19 protein-coding genes and 1 tRNA gene are annotated in these 21,656 nt (G+C 64.5%); 6 read left to right on the top strand and 14 right to left on the bottom strand.

The genetic code is table 11. The features are described from left to right. Positions 1 to 22: 22 nt before the first annotated feature. Positions 23 to 1,585 carry a DHA2 family efflux MFS transporter permease subunit gene (locus B5J99_RS15985; RefSeq protein ID WP_117352964.1) on the bottom strand — a complete coding sequence of 521 codons (1,563 nt, stop codon included), beginning with the start codon at positions 1,583 to 1,585 and terminating at the stop codon, positions 23 to 25. 134 nt (positions 1,586 to 1,719) lie between these two features. Beyond that, on the bottom strand, positions 1,720 to 2,016 hold the full coding sequence (locus tag B5J99_RS15980; protein WP_117352963.1) for a hypothetical protein: 297 nt from the start codon (positions 2,014 to 2,016) through the stop codon (positions 1,720 to 1,722). 259 nt (positions 2,017 to 2,275) lie between these two features. Between B5J99_RS15980 and B5J99_RS15975 the strand changes: the two genes are divergently transcribed. From B5J99_RS15975 to B5J99_RS15965, 3 genes are read left to right on the top strand one after another with little or no spacing between them, the layout of a single operon-like run. Then, positions 2,276 to 3,538: an efflux RND transporter periplasmic adaptor subunit gene (locus B5J99_RS15975; RefSeq protein WP_162892632.1), complete on the top strand. Its 1,263-nt coding sequence runs from the start codon at positions 2,276 to 2,278 to the stop codon at positions 3,536 to 3,538. Next, positions 3,519 to 4,232, top strand: a complete 714-nt coding sequence (locus B5J99_RS15970) for an ABC transporter ATP-binding protein (RefSeq protein WP_117352961.1) — start codon at positions 3,519 to 3,521, stop codon at positions 4,230 to 4,232. The genes B5J99_RS15975 and B5J99_RS15970 overlap by 20 nt, the downstream gene beginning before the upstream one ends. After that, complete coding sequence (locus tag B5J99_RS15965; RefSeq protein ID WP_117352960.1) at positions 4,229 to 5,479, top strand: ABC transporter permease; 1,251 nt, start codon at positions 4,229 to 4,231, stop codon at positions 5,477 to 5,479. The genes B5J99_RS15970 and B5J99_RS15965 overlap by 4 nt, the downstream gene beginning before the upstream one ends. A 30-nt stretch (positions 5,480 to 5,509) precedes the next feature. Here the strand turns inward: B5J99_RS15965 and arsH are convergent, their stop codons facing one another. The 5 genes from arsH to cpdR form a co-directional block, all read right to left on the bottom strand. Further along, complete coding sequence (gene arsH / locus B5J99_RS15960) at positions 5,510 to 6,286, bottom strand: arsenical resistance protein ArsH (protein WP_245991656.1); 777 nt, start codon at positions 6,284 to 6,286, stop codon at positions 5,510 to 5,512. Further along, complete coding sequence (locus B5J99_RS15955) at positions 6,283 to 6,798, bottom strand: arsenate reductase ArsC (protein ID WP_117352958.1); 516 nt, start codon at positions 6,796 to 6,798, stop codon at positions 6,283 to 6,285. The genes arsH and B5J99_RS15955 overlap by 4 nt, the downstream gene beginning before the upstream one ends. Before the next feature lie 9 nt (positions 6,799 to 6,807). Next, a complete protein-coding gene (locus tag B5J99_RS15950) occupies positions 6,808 to 7,170 on the bottom strand; it encodes an ArsR/SmtB family transcription factor (protein ID WP_117352957.1) in 363 nt (120 codons plus the stop codon). A gap of 168 nt (positions 7,171 to 7,338) precedes the next feature. Beyond that, positions 7,339 to 7,413, bottom strand: a tRNA-Val gene (locus B5J99_RS15945). 105 nt (positions 7,414 to 7,518) lie between these two features. Next, a complete protein-coding gene (gene cpdR, locus B5J99_RS15940; protein ID WP_054136398.1) occupies positions 7,519 to 7,896 on the bottom strand; it encodes a cell cycle two-component system response regulator CpdR in 378 nt (125 codons plus the stop codon). A 198-nt stretch (positions 7,897 to 8,094) separates the two neighbouring features. Here cpdR and B5J99_RS15935 point away from each other — a divergent pair, with 198 nt between their 5' ends. Both B5J99_RS15935 and B5J99_RS15930 read left to right on the top strand, forming a co-directional pair. Then, complete coding sequence (locus B5J99_RS15935; RefSeq protein ID WP_117352956.1) at positions 8,095 to 8,994, top strand: N-formylglutamate amidohydrolase; 900 nt, start codon at positions 8,095 to 8,097, stop codon at positions 8,992 to 8,994. Between the two features lie 274 nt (positions 8,995 to 9,268). After that, on the top strand, positions 9,269 to 9,715 hold the full coding sequence (locus tag B5J99_RS15930) for a hypothetical protein (protein WP_117352955.1): 447 nt from the start codon (positions 9,269 to 9,271) through the stop codon (positions 9,713 to 9,715). Here B5J99_RS15930 and B5J99_RS15925 read toward each other — a convergent pair. The 5 genes from B5J99_RS15925 to uvrA form a co-directional block, all read right to left on the bottom strand. Then, the gene (locus tag B5J99_RS15925) at positions 9,712 to 10,644 is read right to left on the bottom strand and encodes a hydrogen peroxide-inducible genes activator (RefSeq protein ID WP_245991655.1); all 933 of its coding nucleotides are present in this window, start codon (positions 10,642 to 10,644) and stop codon (positions 9,712 to 9,714) included. The genes B5J99_RS15930 and B5J99_RS15925 overlap by 4 nt on opposite strands. Before the next feature lie 328 nt (positions 10,645 to 10,972). Beyond that, positions 10,973 to 12,475 (bottom strand): TolC family protein, encoded by a 1,503-nt coding sequence (locus tag B5J99_RS15920; protein ID WP_117352954.1) that lies wholly within the window; start codon positions 12,473 to 12,475, stop codon positions 10,973 to 10,975. Next, complete coding sequence (locus B5J99_RS15915; RefSeq protein ID WP_054136402.1) at positions 12,475 to 13,527, bottom strand: HlyD family secretion protein; 1,053 nt, start codon at positions 13,525 to 13,527, stop codon at positions 12,475 to 12,477. Before B5J99_RS15915 ends, B5J99_RS15920 begins: the two co-directional genes overlap by 1 nt. Beyond that, positions 13,514 to 15,184 carry an ATP-binding cassette domain-containing protein gene (locus B5J99_RS15910; RefSeq protein WP_245991654.1) on the bottom strand — a complete coding sequence of 557 codons (1,671 nt, stop codon included), beginning with the start codon at positions 15,182 to 15,184 and terminating at the stop codon, positions 13,514 to 13,516. Before B5J99_RS15910 ends, B5J99_RS15915 begins: the two co-directional genes overlap by 14 nt. 401 nt (positions 15,185 to 15,585) lie before the next feature. Further along, a complete protein-coding gene (uvrA, locus tag B5J99_RS15905; protein ID WP_117352952.1) occupies positions 15,586 to 18,531 on the bottom strand; it encodes an excinuclease ABC subunit UvrA in 2,946 nt (981 codons plus the stop codon). 197 nt (positions 18,532 to 18,728) lie between these two features. On the opposite strand from uvrA, the gene B5J99_RS15900 reads away from it, so the two are divergent. Further along, a complete protein-coding gene (locus B5J99_RS15900; RefSeq protein ID WP_150126232.1) occupies positions 18,729 to 19,184 on the top strand; it encodes a hypothetical protein in 456 nt (151 codons plus the stop codon). A gap of 36 nt (positions 19,185 to 19,220) precedes the next feature. On the opposite strand, the gene B5J99_RS15895 is transcribed toward B5J99_RS15900, so the two are convergent. Together B5J99_RS15895 and B5J99_RS15890 are read right to left on the bottom strand one after the other, a co-directional pair. Then, on the bottom strand, positions 19,221 to 20,600 hold the full coding sequence (locus B5J99_RS15895) for a sensor histidine kinase (protein WP_236823473.1): 1,380 nt from the start codon (positions 20,598 to 20,600) through the stop codon (positions 19,221 to 19,223). After that, positions 20,597 to 21,592, bottom strand: a complete 996-nt coding sequence (locus B5J99_RS15890; RefSeq protein ID WP_150126231.1) for a hypothetical protein — start codon at positions 21,590 to 21,592, stop codon at positions 20,597 to 20,599. Before B5J99_RS15890 ends, B5J99_RS15895 begins: the two co-directional genes overlap by 4 nt. Positions 21,593 to 21,656 lie beyond the last annotated feature (64 nt).

The raw sequence follows: 21,656 nt of genomic DNA, 5'->3' as shown, positions 1-21,656 counted from the left end.
ACTGTGTATCACGCCGCCTCTATCAGCCGAGAGGATCAGCGTCCACCGGTGCATCTTCCGTGCGTGGCCGCCGGATCAGGAACACCAGCAGGATCGCGAACACGGTCATCACCGCGATCAACAGCCAGGCATCGTTGATCGCATCGACCAGCGCCTGCCGTTCGACCAGCGGCCGCACCAGCTCCTCGGTGAACTCGTCGGGGGGCGTGCCGATCTGCTCCAGAAATGCATCGCGCGGGATCCCGATGTCCATCGCAGTATCGACATCGCCTGCGGTCAGCCGGTCGGCGATGGCCTGCCCATGGGTGTCGGCGCGGGTGAAGATGGTGGTATCGATCAGCGCCAGCCCGATCGCCCCGCCGAGGTTGCGCATCAGGTTGAACAGGCCGCTGCCATCGGCGATCTTGTCGGTGGCGAGATACCCCAAAGCGATGCGCGTGGGTGGCAACAGGCAGAACATGCTGGCCCCGCCGCGCAGGATCTGCGGCACCACCATCTCGGCAAAATCGGTCTGAGCAGTCTGGTTGATGCTGGCGAGCAGTCCGGCTGCAAACAGCCCGAATCCGAACAGGCACAAGGTACGCGCGCCGATCCTCTGTTCCAGATACACCGCCAGCGGGGCGGCGAGCAGTTGCGCGATGCCGGTGACCAGCATGATCTGCCCGATGCGGAAGGCGTCATGCTCGCGCACCAGCCCCAGGAAAAACGGCATCAGATAGGTCGATCCGAACAGCCCTGCGCCCAGGATGAAGCTGAGCGCGCAACCGACGGCAAAGTTGCGGTCGGCAAAGCAGTGCAGGTCGACCAGCGGGCAGGCGGCGTGCCATGTCCGCCATACGAACCAGACGGTGCTCAGCGCGAAGATCGCCAGCAGTGCGGCGACGCCTGGCGCAAGCCAGCCCAGCGATGGCGCGTCCTTGAGCCCGATCTGCAGCGCGGCGAGCCCGGCGGCGAGCAGCACCAGGGCGAGCAGGTCGATCGAGCGGTCGCAACGCGCGTTGCTCTCGGCGTTGCGCAGAGCCCATGCCGCCCCCAAAGCTGCGAGCACACCGGGAACGATGTTGATGCGGAACAGCCAGTGCCAGGAATAGGTTTCGGTCAGCCAGCCGCCGACGATCGGGCCGATCGTGGGCGCAAACACTGCCGCGACCCCGGCAATGGTGGTCGCCAGCCCCTGCGACCTGGGCGGGAACAGCAGGAACACCGCCGAGAAGACCGCGGGGATCAGCGTCCCTCCGGCAAAGCCCTGCACGATCCGCCACCCGATCAGCGTCTCGAAGCTTTCGCTCTGGCCGCACCCGGCGGACGCCAGAGTGAACACCGAGATCGCGCAGACGAACAGCCAGCGCATCCCGAGCCTTGCGGTCAGATAGCCGGTCAGCGGGATCGCGACGATCTCTGAAGTGAGATAGGCCGTCTGCACCCAGATCATGCGCTCGGGGCTGATCCCCAGCGCCTTCTGAATGGTGGGGAGCGATGTCGCGACGATCTGGATGTCCAGAATGGCCATGAACATGCCGATGCACATGCACAGAAAGCCGAACCACGGCAGAAACCGGGACCTGGGCGTTTCAGCGTGGCTCATGCAGCGGGTTCAAATCCCCAAATGGCAAGGTGACCAGGGAGTGGCCGGGAGGCGTGCCAGCTTCACGGTCTGGCTGGGCTGGTAAAGGCTGGCAGGCAGGCTGGCTAATGCTTTGTGCCCTGTTTCGTTGAACCCTAGTTCCTGGAGCCCTGCTCGCGTTCGGCCTTGATCCGGTACATCGCCGCCTTGCACGTGGGCGAAGTCTTTTCGACCTTGGCGATCATGCAGGCTTCCACCTTCTTGCGGCTCATCGTTTTCATTTCGGCGGGGCACAGGACCCGCGCTTCCTTGGCACAGGCCTTCTTGCCGATATCGGTCGCTGCATGCGCAGGCATGGCAAGGGTCATGGCCAGAAGTATCGAGCCGGTCATCGCGCCAAGCCGAACGCCGCGCGTTGCCGATGCCTTCTGCAGTGCATTGGTTGATCGCATGTGGTTGAACACCCTTTCCGCGCTGGCGGGTCCTCCGGTGCGACCCGCGCTTCCCGGCGATTCACCGGGCGTGCAGCGCAGGAGTATCGATGTTGCGCCACCGCTTCAACCGCAGAGCGACTGGCCGAGCCTTCGCGGCTGCACGCCGCGAGCAGGGATCGGTGCGCTGCGCCATCATCGCTGCTGGCTATCGTGCTCACGTGCCAATATAGGTTGGCCATAAACGTCGGGGATGGGGCAGCTTTTTATGCTGACGAGAATGGGTTCATGGATCAAGCGCCACAAGGTGTGGTCGGCGCTGATTGCGCTGGTAGTGCTGTTCGTCCTCTACAAGATCATCGCTCCGACGCCGCATGACTATGAATATACCGGAGAAAAGGTCGGGCGCGGCGAGGTGCTGCGAGTCGTCTCGGCCAGCGGCAAGGTGCGCGCGCTCAACACCATCAAGGTCGGCACCGAAGTCTCGGGCCAGGTCACCAAGGTCTATGTCGACTTCAACTCGCCGGTCACCGCAGGCCAGATCCTGGCCGAGATCGACCCGACACGGGTGCGGGCGCGGGTCCAGCAGACCGAGGCTCAGGTGGCGCTTGCTCGCGCAGGATTGCAGCAGACCGCTGCCAATGTGCTGCGCGCGCGGTCCGAACTTGAAATCCAGGAACGCGATTTTGCCCGGCAGCGCGATCTGGCGCAGCGCGGGTTCGTCTCCAAGGCCAATCTCGATGCGGCCCAGACCCGGCTGAACAGCGCGCGCAACGCGCTCGACGTCGCGCTGGCGCAGACCCAGAGCGGCAACGCCCAGATCCGGCAGGCCACCGCCGAGCTGTCGTCGGCCCGGCTCGACCTCAACCGCACGGTGATCATCGCGCCTGCCAGCGGGGTGATCATCGACAAGCTGGTCGAGCCCGGCACCACCGTTGCCGCCAGCTTCCAGACCCCCAATCTTTTCGAGATCGCTGCCGACACCACCAAGATGCAAGTCGAGGCCTCGGTGGACGAGGCGGATATCGGCCAGATTGTCGAGGGTCAGAATGTGACCTTCACCGTCGACAGCTATCCCGATGACGTGTTCCGCGCCAAGGTCCGCCAGGTCCGCAAGGCACCGGTCGAAACGCAGAATGTCGTGAGCTATCTGGTAATTATCGATGTCGACAATCTCGACGGAAAGCTGCTGCCCGGCATGACCGCCAATGTCGAGATCATCACCGGTGCCAAGAAGAACGCGCTGCGGGTTCCCACCAACGCGCTCAGGTTCCGTCCCAAGGCAGCCGATCGCGGTCCGCCGGTGGAGGAACAGCCCGCCAAGCCGGGCAAGAAGGAGGCGCCGCGCCAGACGCTGTATCTCGCCGGTACCGACGCCTACAAGCCGGTCAGGAAGCAGGTGCGCATCGGGCTGCAGGGCGACGAGTACACCGAGATCCTCTCGGGCATCAAGGCCGGTGACACGGTGCTGGTGCGCACCAAATCGCTGAAGCCCAAGGCAGAAACCGACGATACGGATGAAGATGACAGCGCCGCTTCTTGAGACGCATGATCTGGTCAAGGATTATGTGATCGGCGGTGAGCTGGTGCACGCGGTCAACCGCGTCTCGCTGAGCATCCAGCGCGGCGAATTCGTCGCGATCATGGGGGCCAGCGGATCGGGCAAGTCGACCTTCATGAACATGATCGGCTGTCTCGACGTGCCGACCTCGGGCACGCTCCTGCTCGATGGCATCGACACCAAGACGCTCGACAGCGACGAGCTGGCCGAGATCCGCAACCGCAAGATCGGCTTTGTCTTCCAGCAGTTCAATCTGCTGGCGCGCACCAGCGCGCTCGACAATGTCGCGGTGCCATTGATCTACGCCGGGGTGCGGGCGACCGAGCGGCGCGAGCGGGCGCAGGCCAAGCTCGAGGCGATGGGGCTAGCCAACCGCATGCAGAACACGCCTGCCAAGCTTTCGGGCGGGCAGCAGCAGCGTGTGGCGATCGCGCGCGCGCTGGTCACCGATCCGCTGATCCTGCTGGCGGACGAACCCACCGGTGCGCTCGATACCCAGACATCGCTCGACATCATGGGGATTTTCCAGAAGCTCAATGACGAGGGGATCACGCTGGTTATCGTCACCCACGAACCCGATATTGCCGAATATGCCGAGCGCCGCATCGTGTTCCGCGATGGCAAGGTGATCGAGGATGCGCCCGTCACATCGCGCCGCCGGGCGGTCATGGCATGAGTGAGCTGCTGAACGCGCTCGCCGGATGGGGCGTCAACGTTGCGATCGCGATCACGGCGCTGCGCACGAACCTGCTGCGTTCGATCCTGACCACGCTGGGCGTGATGATCGGGGTGTTCTCGGTGATCCTTGCGGTCGCGGTGGGCAATGGCGCGCAGGTCTCGGTAAACCAGCAGATCGCCACGCTCGGCTCGAACATGGCTATCGTGGTGCCCGAGCCCGAGCGCGCTAACGGCCCGCCCAGACCCGGCGACCGGGGCAGGCTGACCGAACGCGATGGTGAGGCCATCGCGCGGCAGGTGCCCGGGGTGAACGCGGTCGCACCGCAGATCCGCACCAGCGTCCAGATGGTCACCGGCGGACGCAGCGCCTCGACCCAGGCGATCGGATCGACTGAAGAATACGGAAGCATTTCCAACCTCGCCACCTCCGATGGCCGATTCCTGACCGGAAGCGATGTCGGCGCCGCAACGCGGGTGGTGGTGATCGGGCAGACGGTGGCCGACAAGCTGTTCGTCGACATCAATCCCATCGGCGAGACGGTGCGGATCAACCGCGTGCCGTTCACCGTCATCGGTCTGCTTGAAAGCAAGGGCAGCAATCTGGGCAACGACAATGATGATCAGATCATCATGCCGATCTCGACATTGCGCCAGCGGCTGTCCACCGGCCTGGCCCAGGGTCCGGACGATGTGACTCTGCTGTTCGTCGGCTTCGAGGACGAGGATTCGCTGGTTGCGGGCGACCGCGAGATCAAGAGTCTTCTGCGCGCGCGCTACCGGGTGTCGAAAGGTAAGATCACGCCGTTTACCGTGCGCACCACCAAGGAGATCGCAGAAACATCAGGCCAGGTGACCCAGATCTTCCAGGCGGTGCTGGTGGCGATCGCTTCGATCTCATTGCTCGTGGGCGGCATCGGAATCATGAACATCATGCTGGTCAGTGTCACCGAGCGGACGCGCGAGATCGGCCTGCGCATGGCGCTGGGGGCGAAGCGCCGCGATATCCGCAACCAGTTTCTGGTCGAGGCGGCGGTGCTGTGCCTCATCGGCGGCGCGATCGGCCTCACCCTGGCGATGGTTGCAGCCGCAGTCTTCCAGCAGGTGGCAGAATTCCCGGCGCCGATCGGCTGGGACACGGCGGTCCTTGCCGTCGCGTTTTCTGCCGTCATCGGGCTGGTGTTCGGCGGCTACCCCGCCATCCGCGCATCGCGGCTGTCGCCGATCGAGGCGCTGCGCAGCGAGTAACAGGCGCGTTGCACGCACCTGGCTGGCCCGTCAGCTTTTCGCCAACCCTGCGGCCTCGACCGGTGTCGCGACCGGCTGGTCGCTGTCCTTGCGCTCGGAATAGCGATCGACCAGCTGATCGGCGTGCGGGCGCAGCAGGACCGTGAAGCGCACCAGTTCCTCGACGACATCGACGATGCGGTCGTAATAGCTCGATGGCTTCATGCGTCCATTCTCGTCGAACTCGAGATAGGCCTTGGCGACGCTCGACTGGTTGGGGATGGTGAACATCCGCATCCAGCGGCCAAGGATCCGCAGCGTGTTGACGCTGTTGAAGCTTTGCGAGCCCGCGCTTACCTGCATCACCGCGAGCGTGCGGCCCTGGGTCGGGCGCATGCCCTGATAGGCGAGCGGCAGATGGTCGATCTGGGTCTTCATGATGCCGGTGATCTGGCCATGTCGTTCGGGACTGCACCAGATCTGGCCCTCGGACCAGATCGAGTGCGCGCGCAGCTCCGCGACCGCAGGGTGATCGTCGTTCTCGACCTGATCGGGCAGCGGCAGATCGCGGGGATCGAAAATGCGGGTTTCGCAGCCGAAATGCTGCAGCAGCCGCGCCGCTTCCTCGATCACCAGCCGCGAATAGGAGCGTTCGCGCAACGACCCGTAGAGCAACAGGATGCGCGGCCTGGGATCGAGCGGACCCAGTCCCAGCGCCGGGACACGGTGCGCATAGGCCGGATCGAGCGCGGGCAGAAGGTCTGGATCGGCCAGATGGCGCAGGCGTTCAAACCCGGGTCCGTCGGTCATGCCATCTGCGGACGTCATGCGCTGGCACCGCTGCTGGCGCCCGCAGTGTTGCCGATGTCGGCAAGCTTGCGCTTCAGCGCTATCTGGTCGAGGCTTTCGATCGGCAGCGCGACGAACCGCTCGATCCGGTCCGACAGATAGCGCAGCGCCTCGAGGAACGCCTCGCGCTGGCCGTCGCCCTCCACCGCGGCGGGGTCTTCGATGCCCCAGTGCGCGGTCATCGGGTGGCCCAGCCAGACAGGGCAGGTTTCGCCCGCGGCATTGTCGCACACGGTGAAGATGAAATCGAACTCGGGCGAACCGGGGGCGCTGAACGCGTCCCAGCTCTTGGATTCGAACCCGCTGGTCTCGAAGCCCATGTCGCCAAGCACCGACAGCGCCATCGGATGGACCTGTCCCTTGGGGTGGCTGCCGGCGCTGTATGCCCTGAAGCGCCCTTCACCGATCTTGTTGAGCACAGCCTCGCCAAGGATCGAGCGGGCACTGTTGCCGGTGCACAGGAACAGAACGTTGTAGATCGAGTCAGCCATATTCGAGCCTCATGCTTTCTCGGGTAGGGCAGGGGCGCAGCCGAGCCCTGCAACAAGATCGCCGCACATTTCGGGTGTGCCCTGGCAGCAGTCCTCCAGCAGGAAGGTCAGCAGGCGGCGCATCGCGGGATAATCGGCGCGGTAATGGATCAGTCGGCTTTCGCGCTCGGACTGGACCAGCCCTGCGCGCTCCAGGGTCGCCAGATGGTGCGACATGGTGGAGGGCGGGACACTCTGCTGCTCGGCAATCGCTCCCGCGACCATGCCATCGGGACCTGCCTTGACCAGCATGCGGAAGACCGCAAGCCGCGTCTCGTGCGCAAGCGCGCCAAGCGCATCCACTGCCCATGTCTGAATGCCTGGATCATCCATTGTCACCACCTTTCGACAACTATCGAAATACTATGGCAGCTGATGTGGTCAAGGCATAATTCGAGAGTTGTGGAAATATCCGTCGCAGGAAAGCGGGCTTTGGCGATCGGTGCGTGTGAAGCGGACGTAAAAAAACCCGCCAACCGTATGGTTTGGCGGGTTTTTTAATGGTGGGCGTAGCAAGGATTGAACTTGCGACCCCTGCGATGTCAACACAGTGCTCTACCACTGAGCTATACGCCCCACCGGTGGTACCTGCCCGCACCAAGGCGCTGGCAAGGGCGGTCCATTACAAAGAGGCGGCGACCGACGCAAGCGGTATTTGTACCAAAAACCGCATGATAGCTTTCAAAGGCTTTGGGCGAAGGTGCCGCGGGCAAACACGCGGTCGACCTCCAGCACCAGATCCTTGAGGTGAAAGGGCTTGGAGAGCACGCGCGCGCTGGGCGCGGCCTGTTCCGCCTTGAGCGTCACTGCGGCAAAGCCGGTGATGAACATGACCTTGGTCTCGGGCGAGATCCGCCCGCAATGCTGCGCGAGTTCGATCCCGTCCATCTCCGGCATCACGATATCGGTGAGCAGCAGATCGAAATGATCCTCCTGCAGCAAGGGCAACGCAGCGGTGCCGCGATCAACCGCAACCACGGTGTAATCGGCCTTTTCAAGCGCACGCTGGAGATAGGCGCGCATCGCCGGATCGTCTTCTGCCAGCAATATGCTCAACATCGCCCTGTTCCTCTGCCCGGTTTCTCCAGCCTGCTTATGCCGGATGCGGTTAAGATTTTCCAGCATGCTGTAAGTCATTTGCCACGCTGCCCCGAAGTTGGACACGCCCGGTGTCATCGGTAAACGGACAGCGGGGGCACAGGACGTTGGCGTTGCCGACTTTGACTCGAAGGACAGATTGCCGCATGGCTGATGTCCATGGATAATCGATCCGCCGACAACGCCCCCCCATCGCGGTTGTTCAGCCTGGCTGGCCTCGCCGAAGCGCGCCTGCCGGTACTGGTGGCGGTCCCGCATGCGGGGCGGGATTATCCCGATGAAATCCTTGTCAATTCACGCGTGACCCCGCAGGTTCTCGAGCGTCTTGAAGACCGCCATGCCGATATGCTGGCTCTGCAGGCAGCAAAGACCGGGTGCGCCACTCTGGTCGCGCATGTCGCACGGGCGTGGATCGACCTCAACCGTGCCCCCAGCGAAATCGATCCGCAGATGATCAGCAACGCCCCGCGCACCGCCTTTGCCCAGCCCAGCGCCAAGGTGCGCGGTGGGCTCGGGCTGGTTCCGCGCCGGCTGGCCGATCATGGCGAGCTTTGGCGCAGGCCCTGGACCCGTGAGTCGATCAGCGCGCGCGTATCGGGCATGCACGATCCCTATCACCAGGCGTTGTCGCACGCGCTTGCCAGTCTGAAGGCTCGCTTCGGCTGCGCGATGCTGATCGACCTGCACTCGATGCCGCCGCTCAGGCCCGAGGGATCGGGGCCAGTGCCGCGAATCGTGGTGGGGGATCGCTATGGCCGGTCTGCCGGGGCAAGGCTGTGCGATCTGGCGCAGCGGACGCTCGCCCGGCGCGGCTATGAGGTGGCGCTCAACCATCCCTATGCCGGCGGCTATGTGCTCGAGCGCCATGGCCGCCCGGCGCGCGATATCCACGCGCTACAGATCGAGGTGGACCGCAGCCTTTATCTGGACGAGGCGCTCAGCGAACGCGGGCAGGGGCTCGAGGCGATGCAGGAGGCGGTTGCGGATCTTGTCCGGACGCTGGCGGACGATCTGCTGCAGCATGGCGGCAGCACCGACATCGCCATCGCCGCCGAATAGCCGATCGCATCCACCCAAGAAAAAACCGCCTCGTGACGAGTCACGAGGCGGCCAAGGTTCAGGGAGGAGGTGCACAAGTGCACCTGTCGGGACGCGAAAGGGGGGGAAGCATCCCGACAGCCTCAATCTAGGGTAGAATGACCTGCAGTTCAATGGCTGCGGTGCGAAAAAAACAATTCTGCGGAAATCTCTTGCTAATGCGAGCTACTCGCAATAACTCTGATGCAGGCGGCGCGATCCCGTGATGCCGCACAATCAGAAGGAGTCGAGGAGCATGGGCATCTGGTGGCGGGATCTGATCGATCGACCGGCTGACCTGGGGTCAACAACCCTGTTTGAGGCGAAGCTGGTAGTCGCTCTACGCATCGCGGTGTTCGCGCACAAATCGGGTGCCGATCCCGCGCCTCATGTCTCCGCCCGGCTGGGCAGCATCGCGCTGTCCAATCAGCTGTCGCTGGTGCTGGAGGCGATGGGGCAGGTGTGGCCTGAACCCTTTGGCGTCTCGCGCCCATGCTGCGGTCGTCTGTCCCCTGACGAGGCGATGTTCGTCGGCATGGTGCGCAGCGCGATGCGCGGCAACCGGGCGAGCTTCGACCGGCAGACCCGCGAGATGATCGCAGAAGATGGGCGCACATTGATCTACAACCTGATGTGGCAGATCGGCCGCATGGCGGCTGCGGCAGAGGCCACATCCGGGCAAGTCCGGCCCCGTGAGGGCTAGGCCCCGGTTCGCAACACCGGATCGGAAAGGTCGGTATCCTCGACCACATAGGCGCGGATGAATTCCGCGATCGCATGAAATCCGTCGCCGAACGCCGCGCCGGTGCGCCAGATCGCTGCGATCGACCGGCGCGCATTCCAGCCTGCGATATCCAGCCGTGCGACGATTTCTGCACTGTGGGTTTCGGTTGCCAGATAACGCTCGGGCAACAGCGCGAAGCCGATCCCTGAGCCTACCATCTGGCGGATGCTGTCGAGGCTGGTGCCTTCGTAATCGTGCAGGATATGCGCACCCACCTGATCGCAGATCTCGCGCGTCTGGCGATGGAAATGGTGCCGCCGGTCCAGGGTGAGAAATCCTGCGCCCTTGAGCGCGCTGGGCGGAATGTTCTTTTGCCCAGCCAGGGGATGATCGGGCGGCGCGATGACGAACAGCCGCTCGCTGAACAGCGGCTCGACCACGATCCCGCTGGCATCGACCGGCATGGGTGAGAGCATCATGTCGAGCGCGCCGCGCATCACCTCGCGCACCTGATCATCGGGAATGCCTTCGCGGATGTGCAGCCGCAGGTCGGGCTGTTGCCGGTGCAGACCCGCCACGATCGCGGGCATCAGATAGGGTCCCAGCGTCGGGGTGATCCCGAAGCGCAGCGTTCCGCCGATGCCCTTGCCCGCGCGCCGCGCCAGATCGGAAAGATCGCGCACCTGCACCAGGATCTCTCTCGCGCGCGCGGCAATATCGCGGCCCAATGGGGTCAGTTGGACATCCTGACCGCTGCGATCGATCAGCGAGGCGTCAAGCCGGGCCTCCAGGGTGCGAAGTTGCTGGCTCAACGTCGGTTGCGAGACGTGCACCGCAAAGGCTGCGCGTCCGAAATGGCGGTGGTCGTCGAGCGCGACCAGATATTGCAACTGCCTGAGGCTGGGCATGGCGGCGTCCTTTATGTGATAGATGTTGGCTATCGATCCGGGGCAGTTCTTTCAAATGGTAACAATGATACTCTGTGCCATATGTCAACCATACCGAGCAGATGGAACGGTCTCTCCCCGAACCGCTCCCACCCACATCTGCTTGACTGATTCCGCAGCTAGATCGGACACCCCAAGGCTGCGGATAGGGTGACGCATCGGTCCGCCGAGGTCGCAGCTTGAGCCTCCGATGCGTCACCCGACTATCCCATCGCACAACACGGAATGGAAGACTTGGTCTGCACCCACGGTCACGCGCGGCGCGGTACCGTTGGCCTGGCCGACCGGGTCAGGGCTGGACAACCCCGGCAAAGTCGTCGGTCAGCTGCAGCGAGTCCAGATCGGCCGCCACCGCGACCAGATCGGCGCGAGCCTGCGCCAGCCGGAACTCGGCATCCAGCCTGCGGATCGATGCGTTTGCCGCCGCATCCTCGCGCAGGTTCACCAGGAAGAAGTCGCTGGCGCCCGCCTGGAACAGCCTTCGCTCGCCGGCTGCCAGCTTGTCGGCCTGAACCTCCTCGTCGCGCGCCAGCACCGCCAGCCGCTCGGCTGCAGTCAGGTTGGTGGAAAGCTGCTCGATCTCTGCGATGATCTGTTCCTCGCTCTGACGGCGGCGCCACTCCAGCGCGTTGATGTTGGCTTCGGCCGCAGCCACCTGTCCCTTGGCGGCGCGGTTCTGCAGCGGCATGGAAAAGGTGAAACCGACCACCGCCTCGAACGGATCGCGTGAACGACCGCCCAGGCCCTGCTCGCCGAAATCCTGTCCGGCTTCGGCAAACAGCCTGAGCGAGGGCAACAGGCGGTTGCGTTCGAGCTCGAGCCGGGTTTCGCCCTGTTCCAGCCGCTGTTCGATAAGCTTGATATCGGGTCGCCGTGCGAGCACGGCCGCCGGATCGGTCGCCCGCGCCGCGGGGATCATCGGAAGACGGGCGGGCAGGTCTGCGGGGGTCGCGACCCTGGGCCTGCCGTCATTGTCACGCCAGAACAGCGACAGTCGCTGCGCGGCATTGGCGAGATCGCGCTCGGCGGCGACCAGCAGCGACTGGCGGCGCAGCAGGTTCTGCTGGTTTTCGGTCAGCAGGATCGCAGCCCGCGCACCCAGCTGGACCTGACGGCTGATGCCGTCCTGCCGGTCCTCGGCCAGCTGGACCTGCGCGCGATAGACCTGCACCTGCTGCCCGGCTGCTACCCACTGTCCATAGGCCTGGATCGCCCGCTGCTGCACCCCGATGGCGATGATCAGGGCATCGAGCCCCGCCATGTCGCGTTCGATCAGCGCGTTGCGCTGGCCGAAGCGGCGGTCGTCGATATAGCGGTCGCGCAGCAGCGCGAAAACGCCGCGCACCTTGAGCTCGCCCAGCCGGTCGGTGAAGCTGTAGTCCTCATAGACCGGAAAGTCGCCGCGCGAGACGCGGTAGCTCGCCTCGATCTGGCCGCCATTGTTGGTCAGCGGCTGGATCGCCTTTCCCTGCACATAGGTGCCGTCATAAAATCCGGTGATCCGCGAAAAGCCCTCGCCGGTGAACAGCAGGTCGAACGCACCTTCGCTGGCAAGCACGCGCCCATCGGCGGCGCGGGCGTTGGCAAGCGCCTCCAGGATGGACGGGGCAAAGCGCCGCGACGAGGCCAGCACCTCTTCCAGCTGCAACCCTTGCGCCTGCCGCACCGGTTGCACCCCCTGTGTCGCGGCGGCGGGTGCCTGCGTTCGGGCCTGAGCCTGGGCAGGGGTTGGCGCGGTGAGGCTGACCAAAGCCAGCGCAGTGAGGCTGGCCAGCGATGCGGAGCGGCGCATCAGCGCTTCTCCTTCCTGGCCGTGCCGCCATTCTGGTTCTCCTCGATCAGCGCGGGGTTCTGCAGCGGGAAGTCGTTGAGCTGACGCCACAGTTCAAAGCCGACCGAAACCTCTTCCATCGCGACCCAGCCGCGGGCATTGGCGCCCAGGCGGACATAGGGCTCGCCCGGCCAGCGCGTCTTGCCCTTGGCTTCCTGCACGAGCACGCGGAACAGCCCGTTGGTCGAAGCGGCAAGATCGACCTGCTGCACCTCGCCATCGAACAGGCCGCGCGCCACCGACGGCCAGCCCGAGAACTGGATCGCGGGCCAACCTTCGAACTCGAGCCGGACCGGCTGGCCACGCCTGATCAGCGGCACGTCGCGGCCATCGACATAGATTTCGACCACACGCCGGGTCTGAGTGGGGGCAAAGCTTGCCAGCACGTCGCCCTGCGAGACCATGGTGGCTTTGTCGCCGCCGCTGATCCGCTGGATCACGCCGTCGCGCGGCGCACGTACCGTCTGCAGCGATTGCCGCGCCAGGTTGATGTCGATCTGGGTGATCGCCGCGCGTGCCTCTGCCAGCACGGCTTCCATCTCGGCGACCTTGATCCGCGCAAGTTCGCTTTCGCGCTGCGAGGCTAGACCTTCGCGGAACAGCGTTCCGGTGCGTCCGACGTCCAGCCGCGCAGTGCTAAGCGCACTCGCGGCGGCCGCAACCTTGGCCTCGGCGAGGCTGCGTTCGGCGCGCAACCGCTGCAGCAGCATCGGATCGTTGTCGGCGATGAGGGCGATGGGGTCGCCTTCCTTCACCACCTGGCCATCCTGCACATACCATTTCTCGATCCGCCCGGGGACCAGAGCGGTGACGTTCTGCAGCCGGTCCTGCGGGTTGAGCGCAATTACCTGACCCGCGCCATAAGCGGTTTGCACCCATGGCACATAGATCATGAAGAAGGTCGCGGCGATCAGCCCGAACACCACCATCAGCCCGAAGGCGCGCAGCGGGCGCGGGGTTCGCATGTTCGCAAGGGTGCGAAAGCGGCTGAGCGCATGATCACGCGTTGCCATTGCGCGCCTCCGTTGCATGCGCTTCGACGATGCGGCTGAACTCGTCGGGATCGTCTATGATCCGTTGACCGTCATCCCCCAGCCAAAGATACTGGCAATCGGGCTGGTGTTCGGAACGCTGGGTGAACTGAATCACCGTAGAGCCTGCCTCCCGCATGACGACGCGCACATCGGCCAGGATCGCGGGGTCGATCATGTCGAACAATCCGGTCAGGATCAGGATGCGCGGGCATTTGAGCATGGCGCCTGCCAGCTTGAGCCGCAGCGATTCGGCATAGGACAAGGGCCAGCCGCTGGTCGACAGCTGGGTATCCAGCCCGTCGGGGAGCGCCATCACCCGCTCTTCAAGGCGTACCAGCGCAAGCGCCTGCAATGCATCCGACGAGGTGATGTCGGGGCCGGCCAGGCGCAGATAGTCGCGGATGCTCGCCTGCACGATGGTGGGGCGGTCGAGCACGATGATCTCGCTGCGCAGCCGGAACATGTCGACCATGGCGATATCCTGTCCGCCCAGCGTCACGACGCCGGTGTCGGGAGTAATATAACGTTTCATCGAATGCGTGAACAACCGCTGCACATCGTGGTTCCGGCTCTGCGCAATCAGCTGGCTGCCCGCGGGGATGGAAAGGTTGAAGGTGACGTCCTTGACGGTTGCCAGGTGGGTAACGCGGCGCAGCACCAGATCACCGCCGCCGATTGCGTCCTCGCCTTCGCGAGCCTCCACTTCCTGCTCGATATTGTAGAGCAGGCCAATCTCCTCGGCTGCGGCGATCAGGTCATAGGTGATGTCAAGATACGCCCCCATCTGGCCCAGGCCGAAGAAGGCCGCTGACAGGATGAGCTCGGCTGCGACCAGCTGGCCGATCGACAGCTCACCCTCGATGACCAGCCAGCCGCCGAGCGCCAACAGTCCGGCGCTGGCAAAGGCATAGAGCAGCAGAAACGCGACGGTCTGCGAGATGGTATAGCGGAAATGCTTGGCCTTGGCGGCGATGTAGTCTGCCGTCACACCTTCGGAACGATCGAGCGCATAATCGACATGCCGCCCGGATTTGTAGAAGCCGTTGGATGCGCCGACATTCTCCAGCCAGCTCGCCGCAGCGTATTTGGCATGGCTGAGCGCAATGCCCGAGCGAATCGCCCCGCGGGTCCACACCAGCAGGATGAAGAAGGCGAGGGCGATGACGATGAGGTTGAAGGCCAGGAAGAACGGGTGATAAAATGCGGTGACGGTGAAGCCGACGGCCGACTGCAGGATGATGGTGAACCCGCCGATCAGCAGGCTGGGCACCGCTTTCTGCACGGTGACAACGTCGAAATAGCGGTTGAACAGATCCTGCCGCTTGGTGTCTTCGAAGAACGGGTTGCGCGCGTGGATCGACCGCAGGGTGATTTCGGCCACCTGCCGCGCGTAGAATCGCCGCGTGAACAGCTCCATCGCATAGATCCGCAGCGCGGAAAGCAGAACCGCGATCAGCAGCAGTCCCAGCAGCGTGCCAGCCAGCGTCACCAGAGGTGTCACCAGCGCGGTGTTGGCGACCGAATTGATCAGCATCTGCACGGAAATGGGCGTGGCAAGCGACAGCACGGACACGGCCACACCATAGACCAGCGCCAGCCAGATGAAGCTGCGCTCGGCCTTCAAGAGTCCCAACATCCAGCGCACAGCTTCCCGTGCGCCCATAATCTGTCCAGTTGCTGCTGCCATCTATCTGCCTGCCCGTTGGTCCAAGGTCGCTGACCACGAATTAGGTTGTAAACCCGATAAGCCTATTCGAAAGGTACTGCTGCAGGCGATTGGTTTTTTCTATCGAAAAACTCGCGCAGGCAGCATGCCCCATGTGCCTCGGAACGGCCTGAAGCACAACGCAACACACGAATTCAACAAAAGTTCATGAGCGCCAGTGCGAAACGTCCAAACCTGAAGCCAAAGCCCGATCTTCGGGCTGTAGGCTTCAGGAGTAAACCCGAACGCACAGCGCATTCAATCGGCTCGGTAGGGCTCGGAATGCGAGGGCTCAGCTCAGCGCCTCGCCTCGCGTGCCTGCCCCAGCCCCATTATCGCACGAGCATCGGAGCGAGATACTGGCCGGTGTAGCTGCGCGCGACCTTGGCGACCTTTTCCGGGGTGCCCTCCGCGACGATCTCGCCGCCCTTGACGCCGCCTTCGGGGCCCAGATCGATGATCCAGTCCGCGGTCTTGATGACGTCGAGATTGTGCTCGATCACCACCACGGAGTTGCCCTGATCGACCAGCCTGTGCAGCACCTCGAGCAGCTTGCGCACATCCTCGAAGTGCAGGCCGGTGGTGGGTTCGTCGAGGATGTACAGCGTCTGCCCGGTCGAGCGGCGGCTGAGTTCCTTGGCAAGCTTGACGCGCTGCGCCTCTCCGCCGCTGAGCGTCGTTGCCTGCTGGCCGACCTTGACGTAGCCCAGGCCCACTTCCCACAGCATCGCCATCTTGTCGCGGATCGGCGGCACCGCCTTGAAGAACTCGACCGCATCCTCGACCGTCATGTCGAGCACGTCGGCGATCGAGTGGCCCTTGAACTTCACCTCGAGCGTCTCGCGGTTGTAGCGCTTGCCGCCGCAATCCTCGCAGGTGACGTAAACATCAGGAAGGAAGTGCATCTCGATCTTGATCAGGCCGTCGCCCTGGCATTTCTCGCAGCGGCCGCCCTTGACGTTGAAGCTGAACCTGCCCGGCTTGTAGCCGCGCGCGAGGCTTTCGGGCAGTCCGGCGAACCAGTCACGGATATTGGTGAACGCACCCGTGTACGTCGCTGGGTTCGATCGCGGGGTGCGGCCGATCGGCGATTGGTCGATATCGATCACCTTGTCGCAATGCTCGAGGCCCGTGATCTTGTCGTGCGCCCCAGCGATCACCCGCGCACCGTTGAGCGCGCGCGCAGCGCCCGCAAACAGCGTGTCGATGGTGAAGCTGGACTTGCCCGAGCCAGATACCCCGGTGATGCAGGTGAAGGTACCCAGCGGGATCGACGCCGTCACGCCGGTGAGATTGTTGGCGCGCGCATTGTGGACGGTGAGCTTCTTGCCATTGCCCTTGCGGCGCTTGGCCGGAATCTCGATCTTGCGTTCGCCGGTGAGATATTGCGCGGTGAGCGAGCGCTTGGACTTGAGGATCTGCTCGAGCGTCCCTTCGGCGACGACCTCGCCGCCGTGGACGCCCGCGCCCGGACCCAGATCGACGATATAGTCGGCGGTGCGGATTGCGTCCTCGTCATGCTCGACGACGATCACGGTATTGCCCAGATCGCGCAGCCGCTTCAAGGTCACCAGCAGCCGGTCGTTGTCCTTCTGGTGCAGCCCGATGCTGGGCTCGTCGAGCACATAGAGCACGCCCGAGAGACCGCTGCCGATCTGGCTGGCGAGCCGGATGCGCTGTGACTCTCCGCCCGAAAGCGTCCCCGAGGTCCGATCGAGGTTGAGGTAGTCGAGCCCGACATTGTTGAGGAAGCCCAGCCGCTCGATAATCTCCTTGAGGATGGCCTTGGCGATCTGCTGCTGCTGGGGACCGAGCTTGTCGTTGAGCGTCTCGAAAAACGCCAGAGCATCGGACACCGAACGCCGTGTCGAGATCGAGATATCCTCGCCGACGATCTTGACCGAACGCGCCTCTGGCTTGAGCCGCGCGCCATCGCAGACTTCGCAGGGCTGCGCGGTCTGGTATTTGCCCAGCTCCTCGCGCATCCACGCGCTGTCGGTCTGCAGCAGACGGCGGTTGAGATTGCCGATGACGCCCTCGAACGGCTTCTTGACCTCATAGCTCTTGCGCCCGTCCTGGAAGCGCAGCGTGACCGGCTTGCCGCCGGTGCCGTGCAGGATGATCAGCTTCACCTCGCCAGGCAGTTCGCTCCACGGCGTGTCGAGCGAGAAGCCGAACTCGCGGCCCAGGCTGGCCAGCACCTGCATGTAATAAGGCGAGGGCGGGTTCGACTTCGCCCAAGGCACTACCGCGCCCTTCTTCAGGCTCAGATCCTCGTTGGGGACAACCAGTTGGGGATCGAAATACATCTTCTCGCCCAGACCGTCGCAGGCAGGGCAGGCACCCTGCGGTGCGTTAAACGAGAACAGCCGAGGCTCGATCGCCTCGATGGTGAAGCCAGACACTGGGCAGGCGAATTTTTCTGAGAAGATGATCCGGTTGTCGGGGATGCCGACGTTCTTCATGCCCTTCTTGCCCCCCTCACGTTCACCTTCGGTGGCCTGCGGCTCAGTGGAGGGGCTGGGGGTGGGGGATGAACTTCCTGGCTCCGCTACCGTCCCATCCGCCAGATCGACATAGGCCAGACCTTCGGCAAGCTTCAGCGCGGTTTCGAAGCTGTCGGCGAGGCGCGTCTCGATGCCTTCACGCACCGCCATGCGGTCGACCACGACCTCGATGTCGTGCTTGTACTTCTTGTCGAGCGCGGGGGCTTCGTCGATCTCGTAGAACTCGCCGTCGATGCGCACGCGGGTGAAACCGGCGCGCTGCCATTCGGCAAGCTCCTTGCGATATTCGCCCTTGCGGCCGCGCACCACGGGTGCGAGCAGATAGAAGCGCGTACCCTCGGCCAGCGCCATCACCCGGTCGACCATCATGCTGACAGTCTGCGCGGTGATCGGAAGACCCGTGGCGGGCGAATAGGGCACACCGACGCGCGCCCACAGCAGGCGCATGTAATCGTAAATCTCTGTCACCGTCGCGACAGTCGAACGCGGGTTGCGGCTGGTGGTCTTCTGCTCGATGCTGATCGCAGGGGAGAGCCCGTCGATATGCTCGACATCGGGCTTCTGCATCATCTCGAGGAACTGGCGCGCATAGGCCGACAGCGATTCAACGTATCGACGCTGGCCCTCGGCATAGATGGTGTCGAACGCCAGGCTTGATTTGCCGCTTCCCGAAAGACCGGTGATCACGATCAACTGATCGCGCGGCAGATCGATATCCACGCCCTTGAGATTGTGCTCGCGCGCGCCGCGCACGGAAATATGAGTCAGCATGGAGTGCCTTATGTTCTATTGATGTTCTGGTTGCAAGCCGGGGAATGCGGCGAGCGGTCAGGATGAGGATGCGTCGCTCGCAAATGGTGCCCAAGGCGCCGCGGTGCAAGAGCAGCCGGGCCGGTTATGGAACGGCTTTGCGCCATCTGCGTAGCCGTGTTAACCGAGATCAACTTTGGTTTGAGGGAATGACCATCATGAAACTTCGCATTTCGCGCACCGCTTCCGCTGTGGCGCTGCTGGCCTCCTGCCTGGCGGTTGCTCCGCTCAGCGCGCAGCAGTCCAGCCCGCCCGCCGAGCAGGCGCCTGATTCCGGATCGATGGAGCCTTCGCCCGTCACCGTGAACCCGAGCTCGCCCGAAGAGCAGGCCGCGCGCGAGGCCGCCAACGCGCGCCAGCTCGAGATGTCCAACGCTCAGCTTCAGCAGAACGCCGCCAACCAGGCCGAATACGACGCCCGCCGCTCGAGTTATGAGAGCCAGATGAAGCTGTACGAAAATACGGTGGAATCGCGCGCCCGCGCCGAAGCGGAATACGCCCAGATCAAGCAGCTCTATGACGCGATCCATGCGCAGTGGGAGGCCGATGTCGCTGCGTGCAACGCCGGCAACCGCAAACGCTGCGCCCAGACCCCGCCGCCGATGCCGCAATAACCGGCCCGCGCCCCGCACCCCAGGGTGCGGGGCGGGTCAGTCTGTTGGCAGTAGCAGAGTGAAACGCGCGCCCTGACCCGGCGCGCTTTCGACCGTCAGGTCTCCCTGCATCGCGAGCGCGAGACGCCGCGAGATGTACAATCCGAGCCCGCTGCCGCCATCGCCGCTGCGCCCCAGCCGTTCCCATTTGTTGAACAGGCGCTGCTGGTCCTCGGCGCTGAGGCCTGGACCCTGGTCGGCGACGGTGACGCTGGCCCAGCCGGGGCCGTCGTCGAGCCTCAGCCATATCATTGATCCATCGGGTGCATAGTTGATCGCATTGCCGAGCAGGTTGAGCAGCACCTGCAGCACGCGGCGAAACTCGCCGGTCGCGGGCAGCATTTCATCTTCCGACGGCTTGTCGATGCGGATTTTGCGGTCCGCGGCCTTGAGCGCGAGCAGCCCCGCCGCGCGCCGGGCGATATCGGCCAGATCGACAGGCTCCCTGGCAGCGCTGAAGCCTGCGCCGTCGATCGCTTCAAGATCAGCAAGGTCGTCAACCAGAGCCAGCAGATGGCGCCCGGCAGCTGCGATGTCGCTGGCATAGTTCGCGTAATCGGCCCGCAACGGACCCTCGAGCCTGCCGCCGATGGTTTCGGCGTTGGCGATGATCCGTCCGATCGGCAGCCGCAGCGCCGGGCCGATCTGGCGGCCGAACAACTGGCCGATCCGCTCGCCGTCGAACAGCGGCGGCATCTCCGGGGGAGCGGCGGGGTCGGGCAGGGGAGGCGCGTGCCTCAGCGTGATGACGCACCCCGTCGCAGTTCCGGCGGGGCGCAGGCTGGCAATCCATTCGCGTTCGTCGCCGGCCAAGGTGACGCGCTGGCCATCGATCTGCTCCGCCCGAGCGAATGCAGAGCCGTCGCTCGGCTCGAGCACCGCGGTCACCGGCTTGAGCAGCAGGCCCGAACTCGCATCGTCGGTGCCGGCTCCGGCAGGCGGCGAGTATCGCACCACTCGTTCGAGACGGTCGAGTTGAAGATGGGCGACGCCAGGCTCGGCGGTGAAATCGGCGCCGTCTTCGGTCGCATCCGACCGGTCCGGCAGTGCGTGTTCACGCCAATGGGTGAGCAACAGCGCCACCCCTTCGGCGTCGGGTGTGCATTCGCACCACATGTCGATCAGCGCGGACGACCCCGCAGCCTTGACCGGGCGAGACAATCGCATGCCCAGCCGCATGCTGTGCCGCGCCAATTCCAGCAGCGGGGGCACTGCGAGCTCGCCGCCCGACGTGCTGCCGCCAAGCTGCTGGTGCAACCGCATCAGTCGGTCATCGGCGTGCAGCAGCATTCCGTTGCGGTCGATCCGCCCGGTTTCCGCAGCAACCCACACGGTGGTGAGGCCCGCCTCGTCCGATGATGGGATCTGCGCGTTCACCACAACGGTCCGGGCGTTGTCAGCGGCAGCTGGTTACGCCAGCCCGCGATGAGCCGCGCCGCATCATCGGGACCGATCGCGGCCAGCGCCGCAGCCGAAGGCACGGCCTCGAGCCGCAACGATGCCAGCATCGCGATGCCCTCGATAAGCCTTGCGGCGGTGTCGGCGGGCACGTCGCAGCCACGCACCACGACGGCAAGCCGCGAAAGATCTGGGTCGCGTGCCATGTCGATCAGATGATCGAACGGCAGGCCACTGGCGCGCGCGAGCATGGCAAAGCCGAGCGAAGGGCCATTGTCCGCGAGTGACCAGTCGTCACCCGCGCGCGGCAGTGCGAACAGATGGCAGAAGCGCATCAGCCGGTGCGGGCGTCCTCTCCGTTCGTCAAAACCGCCCAGCAAGGCATCGGCGCGCGCGCGCAAGACCAGCGGATCGGCCTGCAGCCGATCCTGCATCCAGCCGGTCAAGCGCTGTACAAGAGCGTTCACCGTCTCGGGCGGAAGCTCGGACAGATCGAGACGAAATCCCTGCGCGTTGCCGACAAAGCGGCTTTGCGCGACGATCAGCGCCATCGCGGCTTCAGCCAGTTCGTCCTGCGTATCGGCGACCTGTGCCTCGACTCGCGGTGGCAGCTCGGCCATCGCAAGACCGATCAGCGGCGCGTTGCGGCACAGCCGTGCCTCGATTGCGCGCGCATGAGCCAGCCGGGTGGCAGCGGGATCGGCCAGCACCACTTCGTGTGCCACCAGCGAGGCATCGACGGCGTCGGGATCGGGCGCCAGGGCCTCGACCAGATGCCGCGCGATCGAATCCGCAAAGCCGCCCGCCAGGCTGAGATCGTCCTCACGCAAGGTGGCCGCGCTGCCCGGAGCGAGCCGCTGGCGTACCAGCACCGGAATAGCGCCCGCCAGCCGCGCCTGCTCTTCGGCATGGCGCAGCAACGCTCCAACGTCCCGTGGAACCGGGCGTGCGGGGGCCATGTCGGTACTCATCGGCTTGACCTAGCAATTGCTGGTTAAAATGCTGTTAGTTGAAGTGCGCGAAACGGGCTTTCGT

The sequence above is a fragment of the Blastomonas fulva genome (assembly GCF_003431825.1).
In the GTDB taxonomy this organism is placed as follows: domain Bacteria; phylum Pseudomonadota; class Alphaproteobacteria; order Sphingomonadales; family Sphingomonadaceae; genus Blastomonas; species Blastomonas fulva.
The sequence above is the reverse complement of the archived record's forward strand: the minus strand, read 5'-3'. Positions and strand labels throughout refer to the sequence as shown.